We start from the raw sequence: 18,402 nt of genomic DNA, 5'->3' as shown, positions 1-18,402 counted from the left end.
TAACAAAAAGCTAACAATCCTGTAATTTGAATGTAAATAAGTGTTTAAAATCCTTAAAAGAATAGTTGATATCTATTTTATAATGGTCTGCTATTTTTTTTACAATAGCCAAACCAATTCCTGTTGATCCAACATTTTGGCTTTCTGTATAAAACCGATTAAAGATCATTTCGGGTTGGTTAATGGCTTGTTCACCCGAATTAGCAATTGTAAAATAATCTTCAGCTAAATATATTGAAATTTCTTCACCATTCTTACTGTGTTTTAGGGCATTTACAAAAATATTCTGAATCAATAGGTTGGCTAATCTTTTGTCCATTAACAATTGGCAGTTGTCCGCAGCAGAAAGAGAAACCTGTAGGTTTCTATCTTGTATTACATCCTGAAATGCATTGATCCAATAGTTGAAAATTTGATTCAAGGAGACATGATCTCTCTCATTAAATTGTCCGTGGTCAATTTTTGCAAGCAAGAGCAGTGCTTTGGTAATGCCTGAAAGTTTATCTGTAGAAAGATATATTTCCCGTATTGTTTTGATTGTTTTCTCATCTAAGTCGGAGTCAGAAAATAAGTTTTCACATTTATTTCGAATAACTGCAAGCGGAGTTTGAAGCTCGTGGGCAGCATTGGCGGAGAATTCCTTAGTTGCTGTGTAATCCTTTTCCAATCGACTCGACATCATGGAAAGCACCTGGTTTAAATCATCAAACTCATTAATTCCGGTAGCTGTTAATTCCAATTTTGATGGAGGAGTAAAAGAATAAGATTTTATTTTTTCAATATTGTCATTAAATGTTTTCCATAGGGAGGTATTTAACCGACTTGTAAATAGCAGTAAACCGATGAAAATTAATAATAAAACACTGGATATTAGGGTGGTGAAAATTGTGAAAATGTCATCGAATTCCATCAGCATTTGCCGTGTTGTAATTCGATAATATTTTTCATTAATTGATTGAGTGGTTGTGAATTCTCTATAAGGAGTTAGTTCATTTTGGTACAAGTCCAAAATCAATGTGTCCTTTTTGATATTTGTTCTATTTTCTGAGGAAGAAATGGGAGTAGCCATATCCGTAGGATAGATGCTCTGAAATTCTCCTTTTTCCTTAAGTACCTCAAAAATTTCTTTAGCTTCAAGACGCAATTGCTGGTCAATTTCTTCTTTTAAAAAGTAATTGCTCATTGCAATAATTATAACATCAGCTATTAGAAATACCAGAATACCATATTTGAAATAGGATCTGTTGATCTTCGTTAAGAGTTTCATTTTTTAATGATTATCTAATTTATAGCCAAACCCATGAACAGTTTTGATGTAATTTTCTCCGGTATGATTTTTGATTTTTTTCCGGAGTCGGTTGATGTGTGTGTAAATAAAATCGGAGTTATCCATAAAAATCGGATTTTCGCCCCACACATGTTCAAATAAACTCTCTTTAGTAAGAACTCTATTTTTATTTTCGATAAAATACAGCAATAAGTCAAATTCTTTTCGGCTAAAATCTACTTGTTCATTCCTAATTTTCACTTGATTGGAACGAGTATCAATTTCCAATTCGCCAAAGCTTAACACCTGATTTTCGGCTTGAAAGTTTCTCCGCACAAGAGCATTGATGCGTGCATTGAGTTCTGAAAGATGAAATGGTTTTACTAAATAATCATCAGCACCTAAATTAAGACCATCAACCCGGTCTTCCAGCTTATCGCGGGCTGAAATAATGATCACACCTGTATTGGACCAAATTGATTTAATAAAAGAGATGCAATCCAATCCATCTCCATCGGGAAGTCCCAAATCAAGAAGTACAATGTGGAAAAATTTTTTATCGAAAAGAGATTTGCCGTCCTTAATCAGCTCCACACAAGTACATTGAAATCCACAACTTGAAAGATAATCAGCTAAGATTTTTTGCAGCGAAAGGTCATCTTCAATAATTAGAATTTCTTTTTTCATGATGAGAGATAAGAAGTAAGCTTAGTTCTTACAAACTTAAAAAAAGGGAAGAAGATTTCTTAATAGAAAAAGATTTTTTGCTTCTTTTGAATCAATCAGATGGCAGGATTTTGAAATTATTGGTAAATCTTTGCCTTTTATGTAAATTCGAACTCATAAATCAGTTAATAAAAAGCAAGAAATGAAGAGTCTTCGTAATTATTTCGACATCGTAATGAATTTTTTGAGTCGTGGAGTATGGAACATGCGCTTAAAAGAATTGTCCGGACCTCGTTATTTTTTAATTCGGCAATTACGAATTTACCTTTTGGCTATTAAAGGCTTTTACGAAGACAAATGTCAATTGCGGGCATCTGCATTAACTTTTTATTCCATTTTATCAGTGGTGCCTGTTTTGGCTATGGGTTTTGGAATTGCCAAAGGATTCGATTTGGAACAGAAGCTAGAGAAGGAGCTGATAGCGAATCTTTCCGGTCAGGAAGAAGTCTTGAACTGGCTGATTGAGTTTGCGAACAAGATGTTGATCAATACAAAAGGATCGCTAGTTGCTGGATTGGGATTTGTCATCTTGTTTTGGTCGGTATTAAAGGTTTTAACCAATATCGAGGAATCGTTTAACGATGTTTGGCGAATAAAGAAGGGGAGAACCTGGGGGCGCAGATTCAGTGATTATACTGCAATCATGATTTTTGCACCCATTTTACTGATTGGTTCCAGCGGTGCAACAGTTTTCTTAAAAACCATGATTAAACAGGTAACCCAAGGGAATACGTTGATGGAAGCAGTTGGGCCGTATCTCAGCTTTCTGATTAATTTAACTCCTTATTTTTTGGTTTGGACTTTATTTACCATGCTGTACACCTTTATGCCGAATACGCATGTGAAATTTAAATCGGGTTTACTTGCGGGAGTAATTGCCGGTACAATTTATCAAATATTTCAGGTTTTATACATCGAGTTTCAGGGGATGGTTACAACCTATAATGCTGTTTACGGTAGTTTTGCCGCCTTGCCGCTATTTTTAATGTGGTTGCAGATGAGTTGGTTGGTGGTTTTGTTGGGCGCAGAAATTTCGTTTGCTGAGCAGAATGTTGAAAATTACGAGTACGAAACAGAAACCTCCGAAATAGCATACGACTACAAACGCTTGTTAAGTATATATGTTCTGCATTTAATTATCCATAATTTTAAAAAGGATCAGGTGCCAATGCTTTCTCAGGATATTTCTCATCGATTACAGATGCCTATCCGTTTGGTACGGGAAATTCTTTTCGATTTGATAAATGCCCGATTGGTGGCAGAATTAGTAACCGATACAGACAAACAAATAGCATACCATCCGGCTTTTGATATTAATACCATGTCGGTAAACAAAGTGATTGATATTTTGGAGAATACAGGATCTGATAAGATTCCTGTTTTGGAGACCGAGACATATGTAGAACTAAAATCTATTTTGCAGGACTACCGAAATTCAGTTTCATCGAGTCAGCAAGAGACATTTTTGAAGGATATTGATTTGGATAAAGAGTTTACTGCATAGTACCCAAAGAATACCAAAGTGGCTATTTGCTTTTTTTCTCCCTCTCCTTGCAGGAGAGGGCCGGGGTGAGGTTTTGATTCCAAATACAATGTGATGGGTGAGGTTTTACAAGAATCCGATGAAATGTCCCGCTTCCGGAATTCTCCCTTTTTTGCAGAGATACCTGGCAGGCAAAGGCGTGTTCTAAATATTATTTTGCAGACTTGCAGTATTGTTTGCATCAAATATTATCTTGTGACAATTATCTCAAACACTTAAAGGGTTCTAAATAAAAAAACAAAAATATGATCTTCATTTTCGGAGCCAACGATAAAATAGTAGAACAGCAGCAATGCTATAATCAGGAGCATTGTTACCATTGTAACAACACCACAAAATGGATATTGGAAAAGAACGCCACTTATGCCAGTTTGTTCTTTATATCCGTATTCCCAATAAAAACCCGATACATTCACTACTGTCCGATTTGTAAAAATGGAAATCAATTGAACGAAGACGAGTACAATTGGAAAAAGAATGCCCGTTGATTTTCAAGCAGGGTATTCCTACATTTAATCATCTGTTAGTAAAAACACTAAACTTAAAATTGATGAAAAATATTCTCTTACTACTGTTCGCTTTAAACTTGGTATTGGCATCATGCAATCCGGCTTCTAAAAAAGCTGAAACAGCCGTTTCCGAAATACAGGAACAAGCCGGATATCCTGAATTGGTTGAGTTTGAATCTTTGGATTCATTGATGATTAGCGCTCACTTGTATCAGATTGATGAGACATCTCCGTTTATTTTACTTTGCCATCAGGCCCGGTTCAACAAATTTGAATATGCCGGTATTGCCGAACGATTAAACGAGATGGGTTTTAACTGCCTGGCGATTGATCAGCGTTCGGGCGGGCCAATTGGCAACACTCAGAACGAAACCTATTTAAGAGCTCATAAAGCGGCAAAAGGAGTCGATTATCAGGATGCTGAAGCAGACATTGTTGCAGCAATCGATTATTTGACTCAGGAATACACCTCGAAAGTAATCTTGTGGGGATCTTCCTATTCCTCAACGCTGGCATTGTATATCGCTGCCGATCGGGAAGATGTAAGTGCAGTAATCTCTTTTAGTCCGGGTAATTATCTGGCCGGAACCAAAGGGTCATTAGTCGATGTTTTGGAAGATTTTAACAAGCCCATGTTTCTAACCAGTTCGAACAGCGAAGCAAAAAGTGTGACCGATTTGCTCGCAAAGCATAAATTACTCGAAAAACAGGTTCAGTTTGTTCCCGAAGGAGCCGGACATCATGGTTCCCGTGCTTTGTGGAAAAATCAGCAAGGCGGAGAAGAGTATTGGGTGGCCATAACCGGTTTCTTAAATCAACTGAAATAAAACAGGCTGGCAGAGTGGTGTTTGTTCAGAAGCAAGTAACAAGTATCAAGTAGCAAGTAACAAGTATCAAGTATCAAGTAACAAGTATCAAGTATCAAGTAACAAGTATCAAGTATCAAGTAACAAGTATCAAGTAAAAAAAGAGTCTAAAGCTTTCTTTCCGAAATTCTCCTTTTTTAAGGGGATCCCGAAAGTTTTCGTGGAGCCGACAGGTTGAGGTGTGAAAGGGAGAGATAAATCCGCAGATCTTTTTCCCATTTTAAGTGGAGATGTTCGAAGAACTGAGGGGTGCTTAATATTTACAAACAAACTATTGCCCGGGAAGCGAATATTTGTGTAAAAGAGCAGAGGAGGGTTATTCAATAGCAAGCAAAAAAAAGAGCAAACCCGCCCAGGTTTGCTCTTCTTATAATTAGCCCGTTGTTTTTATTCTGCAGGAATCTCTTCTGCGGCGGCTTTGGATCGAATGCTTTTGCGGATTTGCGCCTTAGCATTCACGGCCTCGATGGTCTCGGTAATTACACCAAGAATTTCCTGGTAGATTTCCGGCATTGCTTTTACTGCATTTTCGAGATGAGGCAGTAATCTTTCATTCACAATTTTTCTCACCTCATTTTTTAGTGCCGAAGGAGCCGTAATATTCTCTTTAACGGCATTTGCCTCCATTATTTTCGAGTAAGCTGTTTCTAAATCAGAGGTCGATTGTTTAAACTTTTCAACTCTGGGACTAACAGCAATCAGATTGGCAATTTTCGCCTTAAATTGCGCACTGTCTAAATTACCCAGCAGCGCTTTGCTTAATGCCAATTGTTTCTCGCAGCTCTGTTTATGAAGATTCAAATTATGCGACTTTAATAAGCCCCAAACATCAACAGCATCCTGCACCAGATTCGCATTGGGCAAATACGTATTTGCCTTTACAAACTGCTTTAAGCACACAAAATCGTTGTCGGCAATCTCATCCTCTTTTCTAAGGTTCTCGGCCAAAGCACCACTAAGGCTGTACTCAATCGACCGGGTAAGATCTTTATTTGTCGTTCCCAAATCTGCAATAATATGGCTCAATATCTGGTCGGCCGACCAATCTTTTTTGTCCAGTTCACCAACAATAACACTTGTGCCGGTACTAATTTCATTGCTGTCGCAATAATGATAATAATTTATAGTCATTCTCTCTGATAATTTTAGCGAAGTCTGAGCCGGAAAGGTAAAAAGCGGTGCAGAGCTTCTGTGTTAAAAATGTTTTGTGTTGGATATTTTTGGGCTATCGGACAGCTAATCTACAAAATCAATCTAACAGTAAGCATGTTTTTAATGAAAAATACTATGATAATTTCAAATCGCATGATTTAAGTGCTTACAGCTTCGGTATTTCCATCAGTCTATTTTATTATCTGATTTTATTGCCATGATATAGTAAAATTAAATGCTTAAATGTATTTAACGACTATTTATGTGGTATTTCGCCAGGTATGCATCAAAAATTCTTCCGGTTTCAGTTTCAACTCACATGCAAAGCTTGTTTTTGAATTGTATTAGGCCTTGTTTCATTCAAAAACATCGATTTTCGCATTGTCTGCAGCCTTTTCTCTTACGAAAAGGCCAAAAATGAACTCATATTTGCATTGCCGAAGAGAAAATGGACAGCTTGTCATGCCTGTAAGCCATTTATTTTGAGTTGACAGCCATTTTTGAGCTGAAAAGACCACTGCCGAAGAGAATTTGATCACATTTGCCATCAAATTGCCCATTTCACATCAGAATTGCCCACAATTACATTCAAATTGCTCATTGCCGAAGAGAAAACGCTCAAATTTGCACAAACGAGTTCATTTCTGATCAGAAATCTGCCAATTTGTCCTTCACTTATCAATGCCGAAGAAGAATTCCTGTTTTTAGCACTCATTTGAGCAATTCTCTTCGGCGGCGGTCTGCGAAAATATATTTATGGTTGAATATGTAAGAGCAAAGCTTTCAACTTTCCGCTCAATCGCTTATGGCAACTAAAAACCTTATAAATAGTACCCCGATAGTGATTATAATTTGCTAGATTTGGGATTGTGAATTGTAAATAGCTGCACAATACACCCCCATACGGCATGTGTTGTGTACCTTTTTATTTGATATAGTAGAAATAAATGTATATACACATTCACAATCGTTGTAAACAAGCTGAACAAACATTGTAACTTAAAAGAATAATATGGCAGATACATACAGAATAGGAAAAGATGGAGTCAAGGTTACTTTTCCATCAAGTGGATACACTTATCGAGAAGGTAAGGATGGTCGAGTGGTGGCTTTTCCTTCCAGTGGTTATACTCATAGAGAAGGAAAAAATGGGAGAGTTGTTGCATTCCCTTCTAGCGGTTATACATATAGAGAAGGAAAAGACGGAAAAGTTGTTGCATTTCCTTCTTCAGGACACACTTATAGAGAAGGAAAAGACGGAAGAGTTGTCGCATTCCCGTCAAGTGGATATACATATCGTGAAGGAAAAGATGGTCGAGTGGTTGCATTTCCGTCATCAGGTTACACATATAAGGAAAATAAAAGTGGACGAATAGTCGCTAAAAAACTTTAAGCAAATGGATTACAATGAATTAATATCCAATGGAAAACCAAAAATAAAATCTAGAATTGATGGAGATTTTGAAGGTTTTGATGACGAAAACCTTTTTCCTCTTTACAACGGTCAATTTTGGCTTCAAAAAAATTACAAATATTGGTATCATTATTCCTATATGGCTAATGTTACTATTTATGAATATCGGAATAGACACTTTTTGACGGTTGACGGACAAAAACAATTCGTGGAAGTTGAATTAATAGAAGATGTCATTAAGGCAACGATTGTTAACGATTTTAATGGATGGTCAGGAGATACGATTTTTGAACTTGACAATGGACAAATATGGAAACAAAGCGAGTATGATTATGACTACAATTATTCATATAGACCTGATGCAATTATATATTCAAATGGGTACGATCATAAAATTCTTATAGAAGGAAATAGTGTCGGAGTTAAAAGAATTAAATAAAGCCAGTTTACACACAATGTATATAAAAAATAGGCGGATTAGTGGTAAAATTAAGGGTTTTGGCTCGTTTCAAAGTTTGTGCTTAACTGAAAGTGAAGTGCTTCGAAACCGCCTACTTTTCATATACTAAACGTCATGTCCAAGCTTAACCAGAATTACTAGAACGAAAATGATATTACAAAAAAAAACTCTCGAACGACTTCGGGATTTAATAAATGAAGAAACGGAATACCGAAAAGGTCATGAGCTTGTTGCTTTCTTTAATGAATTAGGCTTCAGTGATTCATATGGACAAGGTTTCCCTTCACGATGGATTTATACAGACTCCAAATTGGAGAAAATTAATGGAACACCTGAACTTGATAAATGTATTAAAAAAGCTTTTGCTCCTGTAAATTTTGTAGGTCGGATTGATGTTCTTGACATGTTGATTAAAGATTTCAACCAATTCTTGGCATTTGATGACTGGCAAGTAAAGCGAATTGGAAAAGACCTAACATTTGTTAAAGCTGGAAGCATAAACTTTGATCAGCATAAGAGTGAAGTAAAAGAAGATGATTTTATAAATCGAGAGTTTTCAAATATCTCAATTGAAAGGATTGGTCTCGACGGAATAATTACGGACGTTCTAACCAATCGTTTTGACGAAATTCAAAAATGTTTTAAAGCAAAATCATGGTTGTCGGTAATTTTTATGTCAGGCAGTACACTTGAAGGTTTGTTGTTGGGGATTGCCTCTAATAAACCACAATCATTTAATACAGCAAAATGCACCCCAAAAACTAAGGAAGGAAAAGTTAAACAGTTTCATTTATGGTCTTTAAGTAATTTTATTGATGTTGTAGCAGAAATTGGGCTTTTAAAAGAAGACGTGAAAAAATTTAGTCATGCTCTACGCGATTTTAGGAATTATATTCATCCATTTGAGCAAATGAGAAGTAACTTTTTCCCAGACGAGAGAACAGCAAAAATTTGTTTACAAGTATTAAATGCAGCTGTATTTCAAATGACTCAAAACAAGGATTAAAAAAAAGCCATGGCATAACAAAAGCTAAATTTCATGGGCGGTGATGAGTCGTTTTAAAGTTTAATACAATTAATGAACACCAGCAAACCTCTTTAATTGGTTTGTTTAAAACCAATAAGGCCAAAGGACACAAACGAAAAAATCAACAAATTTTAATAGTTCTTGCGTTAACAATTAAGACTTAAAAAAAATCAAAAACAATTAATGGAAACCTGAGCCCATTAAAAAAAACGGGGAGACACCGAAAATCCATAAGAGTAGGAAGTAAAAAAAACGAATTATGAAAAAAACAATTTTGACCTTAACCGCAATTGTCTTTGCTTTTAGCACCTTTGCCAATGACATTTTAACCCTCAACAATGAAATGGTTTTTGAAGGAAAAGTAAAAAGAATCAAAGACTGTGCAATTGTCTTCAAATCAGAAGGTAATAAATACATTGTTCCTGCATCAGAAATATATTCAATTGAATTTGAAAATGCAGAAGATAAAGTTTATACAAACTATCTGGAAATGCAAGCTGACGAAGAAAACAAATGTTTTAATGCAAGACTTGATGCAGAAAACTATCACGGTAAAAAGGGTGGTCACTTTGTTTTAGGAGTATTATTTGGACCATTTGCAATTATAGGAACTGCATTGGCAAATCCAACTCCTGAAAAAGGGAGACAGACCTATATGATGTCTAAAAACAAAGACCAATTCAGCGACCCTGAGTATTTAAGTTGTTACAGGAAAAAAGCAAAAGGACAGCTTATTGGAATGGAAGCTTTAGGTTGGGGCGCCTGGATATTATTGGTTTTAGCCTTATAAGCAGGAATTCAAAAAACCACATAACAACTAAGCATTCGTGTGGCAGGAACTGCCCAATAGCTACGGTGGGTTAACTCCCCGCTGCCACACGATTGAATCGTGTTGTAATTTAAACAAAGACAATCATAAAATTTGTATCTTCTACGGTATAAAAATACCTGCCATGAGATACTTACTAGCTATCAGCCTATTATTTGCAACACTTTCCTGCTCAAATTCTTCCGAAAAGGGAAGGATGATTGATTCCGGGAAATTGACTCATCTTATCTCCCAAAAGGATAAAACCCTGGTATATGTTTGGACCACTTGGTGCAGTGGCTGCCGCAAAACATTGGCCGAAACGCTGCCCAGACTTCAGGAAACTATCGATACTTCCGAATATCAGATACTGCTAATTGCAGCAAGTAAAAACAAAGAAGAAGTTGATTCTTTAGTTTCCGCTTCGGGCTTACAAATAAATTCCTGGTTTCTCGATTTCACTGGTCCCGATAAAGGTGTGTTCCAGAATTTGGGCATTCAGTTCCTGTTGGAAAAAACCTTTCCGAAGGCTGAGATATTTACCTGGGCTATTCCCGTTTTCTTTCTGGTTGACAGAAATGGGAAAGTGCTGAACAAAAAGTTGCCGCATTGCTACGATGAGTTTATGAATGTAATAAGCCGAAATAATTAGATTCTAATAACAAATCTGCTAATTTTGATTCCCTGATTGTTTTGCAGGAATGGCTCATAAAGAGTACTTTTGCTGAGTATCAGAAAGAAGGTGTTTTTGCCTGAAAAAGCAGAAATCATTCTAAATAGTGAATTTTTTATTTTTCCAGATAAGGAGATTTTTTAGATGAATAGAAGTGAAATTGAATTAATGGCGCCGGTTGGTTCGTACGAATCATTGATGGCAGCCATACAGGGAGGAGCCAATTCTATCTATTTTGGCATTGAGCAGTTGAATATGAGATCAAGATCTTCGAACAACTTTACCATCGAAGATTTGCACAATATTGCTTCTATTTGTCAGGAGAACAATATCAAATCGTACCTAACGGTGAACACTGTTTTGTTCGATCATGATATCAAAGTAATGCACAAAATTGTAGATGCGGCAAAAGAAGGCGGCGTAACAGCAATTATCGCTGCCGATGTTTCTGCAATCATGTATGCCCGAACAATTGATGTGGAAGTACACATTTCCACCCAATGCAACATTACCAACATCGAGGCAGTAAAGTTCTACGCTCAGTTTGCCGATGTGGTAGTTCTGGCTCGGGAATTGAATTTGAATCAGGTAGCAGCTATCTACAAGCAAATTGTTGATGAGGAAATCCGCGGTCCAAAAGGGGAGTTGATTCAGATTGAAATGTTTGCCCACGGAGCATTGTGTATGGCCGTTTCAGGAAAATGTTACTTGAGTCTGCATGAGAAAAATTCATCGGCAAATCGTGGTGCCTGCATGCAAACATGCCGAAAAGCCTATACGGTTACCGAAAAAGAATCTGGAAATCAGCTGGAGATCGATAATGAATACATCATGTCGCCAAAAGACTTGTGCACCATTGGTTTTCTAAATAAAATGCTCGATGCAGGAGTTCGTGTCTTGAAATTTGAAGGCCGGGCCCGCTCTCCGGAATATGTAAAAACAGTGGTTTCAAATTATAACGAAGCTGTTGATGCGTATTTGGAAGGTGCTTATACCCGTGATAAAATCGACCAATGGATGGAGAATCTGGCAACAGTTTTTAATCGTGGTTTTTGGGATGGTTATTATCTCGGACAAAAGATTGGAGAATGGAGTGAGGAGTACGGCAACCGTGCAACCAAGCGCAAGATGTTGATTGGTAAGGGAACCAATTACTTTGCCAAGATTAAAGTGGCAGAATTTTTATTGGAATCGCAGGAATTAAAGGTGGGTGATCAGATTTTGATAACCGGGCCAACAACCGGAGTAATTGAAACAACCGTAAAAGAAATTCGGGTTGATCTGAAATCAGTCGAAAAAGCCGTTAAAGGCGATAGCTTTTCCATTTCAATGGATACAATGATTCGCCGGTCGGATAAATTGTATAAGATTGTAGAGGTAACTAACGACTTAATTCAGTAGAGAGTCTAAAGTATCTTGAAGAGTCTGCAATAATTGAAAATAATATTAAACAGATGAAAAAAATATTCATTACTCTATTGGCCATTATTACCGCAGTAACACTTTTTGCACAGGATCATCAGGGATCACTGGTAAAAACCGGCGATCAGGTGCCCAATTTTTCAATTCCTACTTTGGATGGAAAAGAATTTGTTATCAGTGATTTAAAAGGCAAGGTAGTTTTGGTTAACTTTTTTGCTACCTGGTGTGGCCCATGCATGAAAGAACTGCCGGAAGTTGAGAGTCAGTTGTGGCCTAAATTTAAAAATGAAAATTTTACAATGGTTTCTATTGGGCGAGAACACACAAAGGAACAATTGGAAGCTTTCAACGGGAAAAAAGGCCTTACATTTCCTATTGCTCCCGATCCCAAACGTGAGGTGTATGCTAAATTTGCAAGTCAGTACATTCCCCGTAACTTTATTGTTGATAAAACAGGCAAAATTGTATGGCAGGGAGTTGGTTTTAGTCTGGAAGAACTCGAGCATATGATGAAAGTGATTCAGGAGAATTTATAAATAGAGAATTGAATGCAGAAGCAGGGAAACATCAGAAAAATGAGAACTGATCTTAAAGAGATCGTTGAGTATCAGTTGCCAATAGGCGAAGATGTAGTTCAAATGAATCCTTTGGTAGGCAAAAAACTAAGCTTTACTTATTTAGGACAGATCAATTGTATTCATTGTGGAAAGAAAACGAAGACATCTTTCTCGCAGGGATATTGCTATTCTTGTTTTACTAAGCTTCCGCAGACAGATGAAAGTATTCTTCGTCCGGAGCTGGATCTTTCCTATTTGGGAATTTCACGCGATATGGAATGGGCAAAAAAAAATGCGCTTCAACCTCATTTTGTATACCTGGCCTATTCCGGAAATCTGAAAGTGGGAGTCACCCGGGAATCGCAGGTGCCTACCCGTTGGATGGATCAGGGAGCGAGTAAAGCCGTTAAATTGGCAAAAACGCCCAATCGTCATATTGCCGGTATTATTGAAGTAGCTCTAAAAGACCATTTCTCGGATAAAACCAACTGGCGGGCAATGTTGAAGTTGAAACACACTGAAGGTGTTGATTTATTATCCGAAAAGAAAAAAGCAGGAGGCTTGTTGCATCCTGAATTGCAACAATACATTTCCGCTGAGGATGAGGTGTTTGAGATGATTTATCCTATGAGTTCACAACCGGAAAAGATAGTTAGTTTTGGGTTCGAAAAGGAGAAAGAATACTCGGGAATTTTGAAAGGAATTAAAGGACAATATCTTATCTTTGAAGACGGAAAAGTTCTTAATATCAGGAAACACAACGGTTACCTGATTGAACTTTCAGTAGAAGATTAAAACAATAAACACAATATATATTCTTTACTAATCGTAAAATTCTTAATTGAGATGGAAAACATAGACTGGAAACAATTTGGTTTCGGTTATACTAAAACCGATTACAATGTTCGTTGTCACTTTCGTGATGGAAAATGGGGAGAATTGGAAATTTCTTCTTCAGATCAGGTAAATGTACACATTGCAGCTACCGGTTTGCATTACGGACAGCAGGCATTCGAAGGTTTAAAGGCGTTTAAAGGTCCTGATGGGAAAGTGAGAGTATTTCGTATTGACGAAAATGCGAAACGTATGCAATCGTCTTCTCATGGCATCATGATGGCTGAAATGCCTGTCGATTTATTCGAAGAAGCAGTAATTAAAACCATCAAATTAAACGAGAGATGGATTCCGCCATACGAATCGGGAGCCTCTTTATACATTCGTCCTGTACTTTTCGGAAATGGAGCGCAGGTAGGTGTAAATCCAGCTCCTGAATATACGTTTGCCATATTTGTAATGCCGGTTGGTCCTTACTTTAAAGAAGGATTCAAACCAACCGATTACGTAATCTACCGTGAATACGATCGTGCAGCTCCGCAAGGAACAGGAACGATTAAAGTTGGTGGTAACTATGCTTCTTCGTTAAGAGGGGGAACCCGTGCGCACAAAGAAGGATTTTCTGCCGTATTGTTTTTGGATGCAAAAGAAAAAAAATACATCGACGAATGTGGTCCGGCAAATTTCTTCGGAATAAAGGACAACACTTACGTAACTCCAAAATCAAATTCTATTTTGCCATCAATCACAAACAAAAGTTTGTGCCAGATTGCCGAAGATATGGGAATGACTGTTGAGCGTAGAAAAGTTACGGTTGAAGAATTAGCCGATTTTACCGAGGCAGGTGCTTGTGGTACAGCCGCTGTAATCTCTCCAATTCGTAAAATTGTTGATGCCGATAATAAGGTTGATTATTTTTATGGTGATGAGGCCGGAGAAACCAGCTTAAAATTATATAATACACTTCGTGGAATTCAGTACGGAACTGTTGAAGACAAACACAACTGGAATACAATTATCGAATTCTAAGCAATGCAAATGGCTTTAAGCCGGATTTTATACAAAGAGGGAGTTCTAATTTAGAACTCCCTCTTTTCTCATTGTAAGGTGAGAATTTAGGATTTATAATTATTATAAAAAAGTGTTCAATCTTTCGAAAAGATCAAACGGTTACGCATTCACTTTGTTATTCATCAACATTTTAATTGATTCAGCCAAACGCTGTACACCAATTCTGCTGTGCTCTTCATCAACATACGAAAAGTTAATTCTCATCGTATTCTTCCCACTGCCATCGCAGTGAAAGGCAGATCCCAATACAAAGGCAACATTTTTCTGAATGGCAATTTCAAACAGATCTTGTGCATCCATATTTTCCGGTAAGTTAAGAAAAAGAAACAAACCACCCTCAGGTTTTGTCCAGGTAATACCTTTCGGCATAAATTCTTCGAAAGCGTCAAGCATAACATCACGTTTGCGGTGATACATCTCAATTATTGTTTTTAAATTCTTATCAAACAGTCCTTTTTCAAGATATTTAGCAGCAATTTTTTGAACAAAAGGAGACGTGCACAAATCCGTAGATTGTTTTGCTTTCACAAATTTGTCGATGATTGCCTCATGAGCGATTACCCAGCCAATTCTAAATCCGGGAACGAATATTTTAGAGAAGGTTCCAAGTGCAATTACATGTCCCGAATTATCAAGCTCGAACATCATTTTCTGATCTTTGCCTTCGAATCGTAGTTCTCTGTAGGGACTATCTTCGATTATAAGAACATTGTATTTTTTAGCTATTGCAATGATTTCAAGTCTTCTGAATTCAGGCATTGTGATTCCTGCAGGGTTTTGAAAATCAGGAATTACATATATAAACTTTGGTAGTTCGCCTTTTTCCAGCATTTTTGCCAGCGTTTTCTCCAATAAATCGGAACGCATTCCAAATTCATCGAATTTGATTCCGACCGGAGTGGCTCCATAGCTCGAAAAGGCACCCAGTCCGCCTAAATAGCTAGGTAATCCGCAAATAAATTGATCTCCCCGATTTAGAAAAATTTTACCAGCCAAGTCGAGTCCTTGCTGCGAAGAGGTAAGAATCACCAGATTATCTGAAGAGATAGTTAATCCTTGCTTCTGATATCTTTCAGTTAAAATTTCACGAAGTTTTGTATCTCCTTCGGTAGCTCCATACTGCAGGGCCGCATCTCCATCTTCTTCTAAAACTTCATTGCTTATTTGTTTTAATTCTTCGATAGGAAAGGTGTTGGGAGCAGGAAGTCCCCCGGCAAAAGAGATAATTTCCGGTTTCTGTGTCAACTTTAACAACTCTCTGATAACAGATCGTTTCATGCTTTTCGCACTATCAGAAAGAATGTCTTCAAGATTTGTAATCATTATTTCCCCCTTTTTAAAATGGTTTTATTTGATGAAATACTCAAGTAGTATCGCACTATTAAATTTACGTTTTTTAAGGGAAAAGGCAATTAAATCGAAAACAAAAAAGGCTATTTTGATTGTAATTTATAATCAATATGTCTGAAAAGAAGAAAATTAATTAAATCAATTCCCGAAGTTTATCGAGCTGTCGTATTTTATTTACATCTCTCATGTTGCGGGCTGTTTCGGTAAAATATTGATGATTTTCAATAAATTTTATCTGAAGACGGTTCCAGTCATCAATGCTTTTAATTTTACCATGCTCTTTTAGTTCCCGGTACAGATTGCCCGAAACAGGAATAAAGTCAGTGCGGCCCAGATAATCTAAATCAGCGTCGCAAATAATCATTTCCAGATTTGTTTTTGGCTGTGGCGGAAATTTGGTGTGCATGATCAGATTGGAAATTTCATTGATTTGCTGCTCAGAATAGAAATATTTTGGAAGTATGTGCCGTGCCATTTTTACACTGCACTCTTCATGTTCGTTATAGGAAAGAATAAAACCGGTGTCATGAAACAATGCGGCAGTCTTTATAATTAGCATTTCAGCATCGGAAAGGCCCTCTTTCCGGCCAATTATTTCAACTTCGGTAATAACATCAATGGTATGTTTTAAATTGTGATAGTAAAGGTTTTTGGGCAGCTCATTTTCCAGTTTGGTAAGAATAGCTTCTTCCAGATCATCATAGCGAAGCATCTGAAACTGAGTCTGGAAATGCTGGTTAGGAACCAATCCTTTTAAATCGCTTGACATGTTGGGCTTAAATCCTTTAACAAAGTACATATCAATATTTCCTTTATACTTCACAGGCATCCTACCTCTGTATTCACAGATAAAGAAATCTTTAATGAGCATATAGGTCATACCCGAAATATTTATTTCGCTAACCGATCCTGACGACTCCATTCTGCTGGCCGTATTTACAGTGTCGCCCCAAATATCGTAACTTACTTTTTTAGTGCCAACAACCCCTGCAATTACAGGACCTGTATGAACTCCAATCCGCAATCCCCAGATGCCTTTTTTACCTGCTTTAGAGTTTATTTTCATACTTTTCATGTATTGCTGAATCTCCATAGCAGCCAAAATTACCTCAATAGGGTTTGTTCTGTTTTTATTGGGAATACCGCCGGCACACATGTAGGCATCACCAACTGTTTTTATTTTTTCGATATTGAATTTCTCTACGATTGTATCGAAGTGCATAAAAAACTTGTCTAACTCATCAATCAGATCTTCCGGATTCATTTGTTCAACAATTTTTGTGAATCCATGAATATCCGAGAACAAAACAGTAACCATCCGGAATCTTCTGGAGCTTACTTTTCCGGTTGATTGTAATTCTTCTGCTGTTTGTTGAGGCAATAGGTTGGAAAGAAGTTTTTCCGCTTTGTCTTTTTGCAGAATTATCTCTTGATTTTTATCGTAAAATTCATTTTCAATCTCTTCTTTCTGTTTTTTAAGTTTCCTTCTGTACCATAAATACATCAAAGCAAGAAGAAACAGCTGCAAAACAGCTAATACAATCATGTTCTCAGAAATAAAATTCAACGCATTTCCTCTTAAAGTTATCAGCAATCCTGATGTGTAATCAACTGAATGTGAAAACATTATATTAAGAGAGGCTTGAATCATTAGCTACAAATTAAAATACATGGTAAACAATGGTAATAAAAATAACCAAGAATTTTTAAATAATCGTCTTAAGCTTAAATTTATACGAATAATATCAGACTCCGTTAAAATTTGCTAGTTTAGTAGAAAATAGCTAAATTGTAACACGGTTATGTTAAAACTATTTACGACTGTCCTCTTTTACTTTAAACTATGGAAAACACTAAGAGATCAATACTTGTGGCCTGGGATTTTTCGACTGTCGCAGAGTACGCATTGGAACACGCTTTGATATTTGCTGAAAATGTTGATGCAACGGTTACTTTACTTCACATTGTCAAAAAAGGTTCTCAGATTGATGAAGCCAATGCAAAAATGGCCGAAGCAGCTATGCAAATCGAAAAAGAGAGGGGAGTTCGCCCTGAGGTGATTGTTCGCGAGGGTAGTATTTTTACATCGATTAATGATATTGCTAAAGAAATGAATTCCATGTTGGTGCTTATGGGTACTCATGGTATTAAAGGAATGCAAAAGCTTACCGGTAGTTGGGCGCTGAAGGTTATTGTCGGGTCACGCGTACCTTTTGTTGTGGTGCAGGCTCCTCCCGTTCAAAAGAAATATTCATCGGTAGTATTGCCTGTCGACTTTAAAAAGGAAAATAAGGAGAAATTAAGCTGGGCTGAATTTTTAGGCAAATTCTTTAAAGCGAAAATGCGGATTATTACGCCTAAGATTCCTGAAGGTCAAATGCTTCAGAGAACAAAGGCAAATCTTGTTTTTGCGAAAAAGTATTTGGAAAACAGAGGTATTGATTATGAAATTGATACAGCTGATGGTGGCAATGATTTTGCGATGGAAACTGTGGATTTTGCGAAGAAAATTGATGCAGATATCATTTTAATCATGACTACCAAGAACATATCGTTTCAGGACTATATGTTGGGAGCACATGAGCAGTTTGTGATCGCCAATTCGGCTCATATTCCTGTAATGTGTGTGAATCCGAGAACTGATCTGGCTAAATACGGCAGTTTTTATTAAAGCATGAATTTGAAATTTATATATTTGAGCAACGGTTGTATGACCGTTGTTT

Annotated in this window: 18 protein-coding genes; 13 read left to right on the top strand and 5 right to left on the bottom strand. The window is 37.0% G+C overall.

The genetic code is table 11. From position 1 onward, the window contains the following. Positions 1-10 precede the first annotated feature (10 nt). Together ACY0M5_RS02650 and ACY0M5_RS02645 are read right to left on the bottom strand one after the other, a co-directional pair. Positions 11-1,267: a sensor histidine kinase gene (locus tag ACY0M5_RS02650; protein WP_461630730.1), complete on the bottom strand. Its 1,257-nt coding sequence runs from the start codon at positions 1,265-1,267 to the stop codon at positions 11-13. Positions 1,268-1,270: 3 nt separating this feature from the next. Beyond that, complete coding sequence (locus tag ACY0M5_RS02645) at positions 1,271-1,954, bottom strand: response regulator transcription factor (RefSeq protein ID WP_124993363.1); 684 nt, start codon at positions 1,952-1,954, stop codon at positions 1,271-1,273. A 181-nt stretch (positions 1,955-2,135) separates the two neighbouring features. On the opposite strand from ACY0M5_RS02645, the gene ACY0M5_RS02640 reads away from it, so the two are divergent. The 3 genes from ACY0M5_RS02640 to ACY0M5_RS02630 all read left to right on the top strand — a co-directional run bounded on the left by ACY0M5_RS02640 (position 2,136) and on the right by ACY0M5_RS02630 (position 4,872). After that, positions 2,136-3,497 carry a YihY/virulence factor BrkB family protein gene (locus tag ACY0M5_RS02640; protein ID WP_156197064.1) on the top strand — a complete coding sequence of 454 codons (1,362 nt, stop codon included), beginning with the start codon at positions 2,136-2,138 and terminating at the stop codon, positions 3,495-3,497. A gap of 284 nt (positions 3,498-3,781) precedes the next feature. Next, entirely contained in the window at positions 3,782-4,024 is a 243-nt protein-coding gene (locus ACY0M5_RS02635; RefSeq protein WP_461630729.1) for a zinc-ribbon domain-containing protein, read from the top strand. A 62-nt stretch (positions 4,025-4,086) separates the two neighbouring features. Further along, a complete protein-coding gene (locus ACY0M5_RS02630) occupies positions 4,087-4,872 on the top strand; it encodes an alpha/beta hydrolase (RefSeq protein WP_461630728.1) in 786 nt (261 codons plus the stop codon). 426 nt (positions 4,873-5,298) lie between these two features. Here ACY0M5_RS02630 and ACY0M5_RS02625 read toward each other — a convergent pair whose 3' ends face one another. Then, on the bottom strand, positions 5,299-6,042 hold the full coding sequence (locus tag ACY0M5_RS02625) for a DUF6261 family protein (RefSeq protein WP_461630727.1): 744 nt from the start codon (positions 6,040-6,042) through the stop codon (positions 5,299-5,301). A gap of 1,033 nt (positions 6,043-7,075) precedes the next feature. Here ACY0M5_RS02625 and ACY0M5_RS02620 point away from each other — a divergent pair. The 9 genes from ACY0M5_RS02620 to ACY0M5_RS02580 all read left to right on the top strand — a co-directional run bounded on the left by ACY0M5_RS02620 (position 7,076) and on the right by ACY0M5_RS02580 (position 14,287). Beyond that, the gene (locus ACY0M5_RS02620) at positions 7,076-7,456 is read left to right on the top strand and encodes an InlB B-repeat-containing protein (RefSeq protein ID WP_461630726.1); all 381 of its coding nucleotides are present in this window, start codon (positions 7,076-7,078) and stop codon (positions 7,454-7,456) included. 4 nt (positions 7,457-7,460) lie between these two features. After that, positions 7,461-7,916, top strand: coding sequence for a hypothetical protein (locus ACY0M5_RS02615; protein ID WP_461630725.1), 456 nt, complete (start codon positions 7,461-7,463; stop codon positions 7,914-7,916). Positions 7,917-8,247: 331 nt separating this feature from the next. Continuing rightward, positions 8,248-8,943: a hypothetical protein gene (locus tag ACY0M5_RS02610; RefSeq protein WP_461630724.1), complete on the top strand. Its 696-nt coding sequence runs from the start codon at positions 8,248-8,250 to the stop codon at positions 8,941-8,943. A gap of 280 nt (positions 8,944-9,223) precedes the next feature. Next, positions 9,224-9,754 (top strand): hypothetical protein, encoded by a 531-nt coding sequence (locus ACY0M5_RS02605; RefSeq protein WP_124993369.1) that lies wholly within the window; start codon positions 9,224-9,226, stop codon positions 9,752-9,754. Between the two features lie 163 nt (positions 9,755-9,917). Next, a complete protein-coding gene (locus tag ACY0M5_RS02600) occupies positions 9,918-10,424 on the top strand; it encodes a TlpA family protein disulfide reductase (protein WP_461630723.1) in 507 nt (168 codons plus the stop codon). Between the two features lie 165 nt (positions 10,425-10,589). Continuing rightward, positions 10,590-11,846: a peptidase U32 family protein gene (locus ACY0M5_RS02595; RefSeq protein WP_320020214.1), complete on the top strand. Its 1,257-nt coding sequence runs from the start codon at positions 10,590-10,592 to the stop codon at positions 11,844-11,846. Positions 11,847-11,899: 53 nt separating this feature from the next. Continuing rightward, positions 11,900-12,403 (top strand): peroxiredoxin family protein, encoded by a 504-nt coding sequence (locus tag ACY0M5_RS02590; RefSeq protein WP_461630722.1) that lies wholly within the window; start codon positions 11,900-11,902, stop codon positions 12,401-12,403. A 12-nt stretch (positions 12,404-12,415) separates the two neighbouring features. Continuing rightward, positions 12,416-13,219 carry a DUF2797 domain-containing protein gene (locus ACY0M5_RS02585; RefSeq protein WP_461630721.1) on the top strand — a complete coding sequence of 268 codons (804 nt, stop codon included), beginning with the start codon at positions 12,416-12,418 and terminating at the stop codon, positions 13,217-13,219. Between the two features lie 51 nt (positions 13,220-13,270). Further along, positions 13,271-14,287, top strand: a complete 1,017-nt coding sequence (locus ACY0M5_RS02580; RefSeq protein ID WP_124993374.1) for a branched-chain amino acid aminotransferase — start codon at positions 13,271-13,273, stop codon at positions 14,285-14,287. 141 nt (positions 14,288-14,428) lie between these two features. On the opposite strand, the gene ACY0M5_RS02575 is transcribed toward ACY0M5_RS02580, so the two are convergent. Continuing rightward, positions 14,429-15,652 (bottom strand): aminotransferase-like domain-containing protein, encoded by a 1,224-nt coding sequence (locus ACY0M5_RS02575; protein WP_461630720.1) that lies wholly within the window; start codon positions 15,650-15,652, stop codon positions 14,429-14,431. A 160-nt stretch (positions 15,653-15,812) separates the two neighbouring features. Next, entirely contained in the window at positions 15,813-17,306 is a 1,494-nt protein-coding gene (locus ACY0M5_RS02570) for an adenylate/guanylate cyclase domain-containing protein (protein ID WP_461630719.1), read from the bottom strand. Between the two features lie 216 nt (positions 17,307-17,522). Between ACY0M5_RS02570 and ACY0M5_RS02565 the strand changes: the two genes are divergently transcribed. Continuing rightward, the gene (locus tag ACY0M5_RS02565) at positions 17,523-18,350 is read left to right on the top strand and encodes a universal stress protein (RefSeq protein ID WP_101309782.1); all 828 of its coding nucleotides are present in this window, start codon (positions 17,523-17,525) and stop codon (positions 18,348-18,350) included. Positions 18,351-18,402: the final 52 nt, after the last annotated feature.

Source organism: Labilibaculum euxinicum, from assembly GCF_963678175.1.
In the GTDB taxonomy this organism is placed as follows: Bacteria; Bacteroidota; Bacteroidia; order Bacteroidales; family Marinifilaceae; genus Labilibaculum; species Labilibaculum euxinus.
This window is presented reverse-complemented; position numbering and strand designations above follow the sequence as displayed.

Coding starts and splice junctions, on each gene's coding strand:
- ACY0M5_RS02580 (WP_124993374.1), top strand. CDS start 13,271: ATGGAAAACATAGACTGGAAACAATTTGGTTTCGGTTATACTAAAACC.
- ACY0M5_RS02640 (WP_156197064.1), top strand. CDS start 2,136: ATGAAGAGTCTTCGTAATTATTTCGACATCGTAATGAATTTTTTGAGT.
- ACY0M5_RS02620 (WP_461630726.1), top strand. CDS start 7,076: ATGGCAGATACATACAGAATAGGAAAAGATGGAGTCAAGGTTACTTTT.
- ACY0M5_RS02565 (WP_101309782.1), top strand. CDS start 17,523: ATGGAAAACACTAAGAGATCAATACTTGTGGCCTGGGATTTTTCGACT.
- ACY0M5_RS02615 (WP_461630725.1), top strand. CDS start 7,461: ATGGATTACAATGAATTAATATCCAATGGAAAACCAAAAATAAAATCT.
- ACY0M5_RS02595 (WP_320020214.1), top strand. CDS start 10,590: ATGAATAGAAGTGAAATTGAATTAATGGCGCCGGTTGGTTCGTACGAA.
- ACY0M5_RS02650 (WP_461630730.1), bottom strand. CDS start 1,267: ATGAAACTCTTAACGAAGATCAACAGATCCTATTTCAAATATGGTATT.
- ACY0M5_RS02590 (WP_461630722.1), top strand. CDS start 11,900: ATGAAAAAAATATTCATTACTCTATTGGCCATTATTACCGCAGTAACA.
- ACY0M5_RS02645 (WP_124993363.1), bottom strand. CDS start 1,954: ATGAAAAAAGAAATTCTAATTATTGAAGATGACCTTTCGCTGCAAAAA.
- ACY0M5_RS02585 (WP_461630721.1), top strand. CDS start 12,416: ATGCAGAAGCAGGGAAACATCAGAAAAATGAGAACTGATCTTAAAGAG.
- ACY0M5_RS02630 (WP_461630728.1), top strand. CDS start 4,087: ATGAAAAATATTCTCTTACTACTGTTCGCTTTAAACTTGGTATTGGCA.
- ACY0M5_RS02625 (WP_461630727.1), bottom strand. CDS start 6,042: ATGACTATAAATTATTATCATTATTGCGACAGCAATGAAATTAGTACC.
- ACY0M5_RS02600 (WP_461630723.1), top strand. CDS start 9,918: ATGAGATACTTACTAGCTATCAGCCTATTATTTGCAACACTTTCCTGC.
- ACY0M5_RS02605 (WP_124993369.1), top strand. CDS start 9,224: ATGAAAAAAACAATTTTGACCTTAACCGCAATTGTCTTTGCTTTTAGC.
- ACY0M5_RS02570 (WP_461630719.1), bottom strand. CDS start 17,306: ATGTTTTCACATTCAGTTGATTACACATCAGGATTGCTGATAACTTTA.
- ACY0M5_RS02575 (WP_461630720.1), bottom strand. CDS start 15,652: ATGATTACAAATCTTGAAGACATTCTTTCTGATAGTGCGAAAAGCATG.
- ACY0M5_RS02635 (WP_461630729.1), top strand. CDS start 3,782: ATGATCTTCATTTTCGGAGCCAACGATAAAATAGTAGAACAGCAGCAA.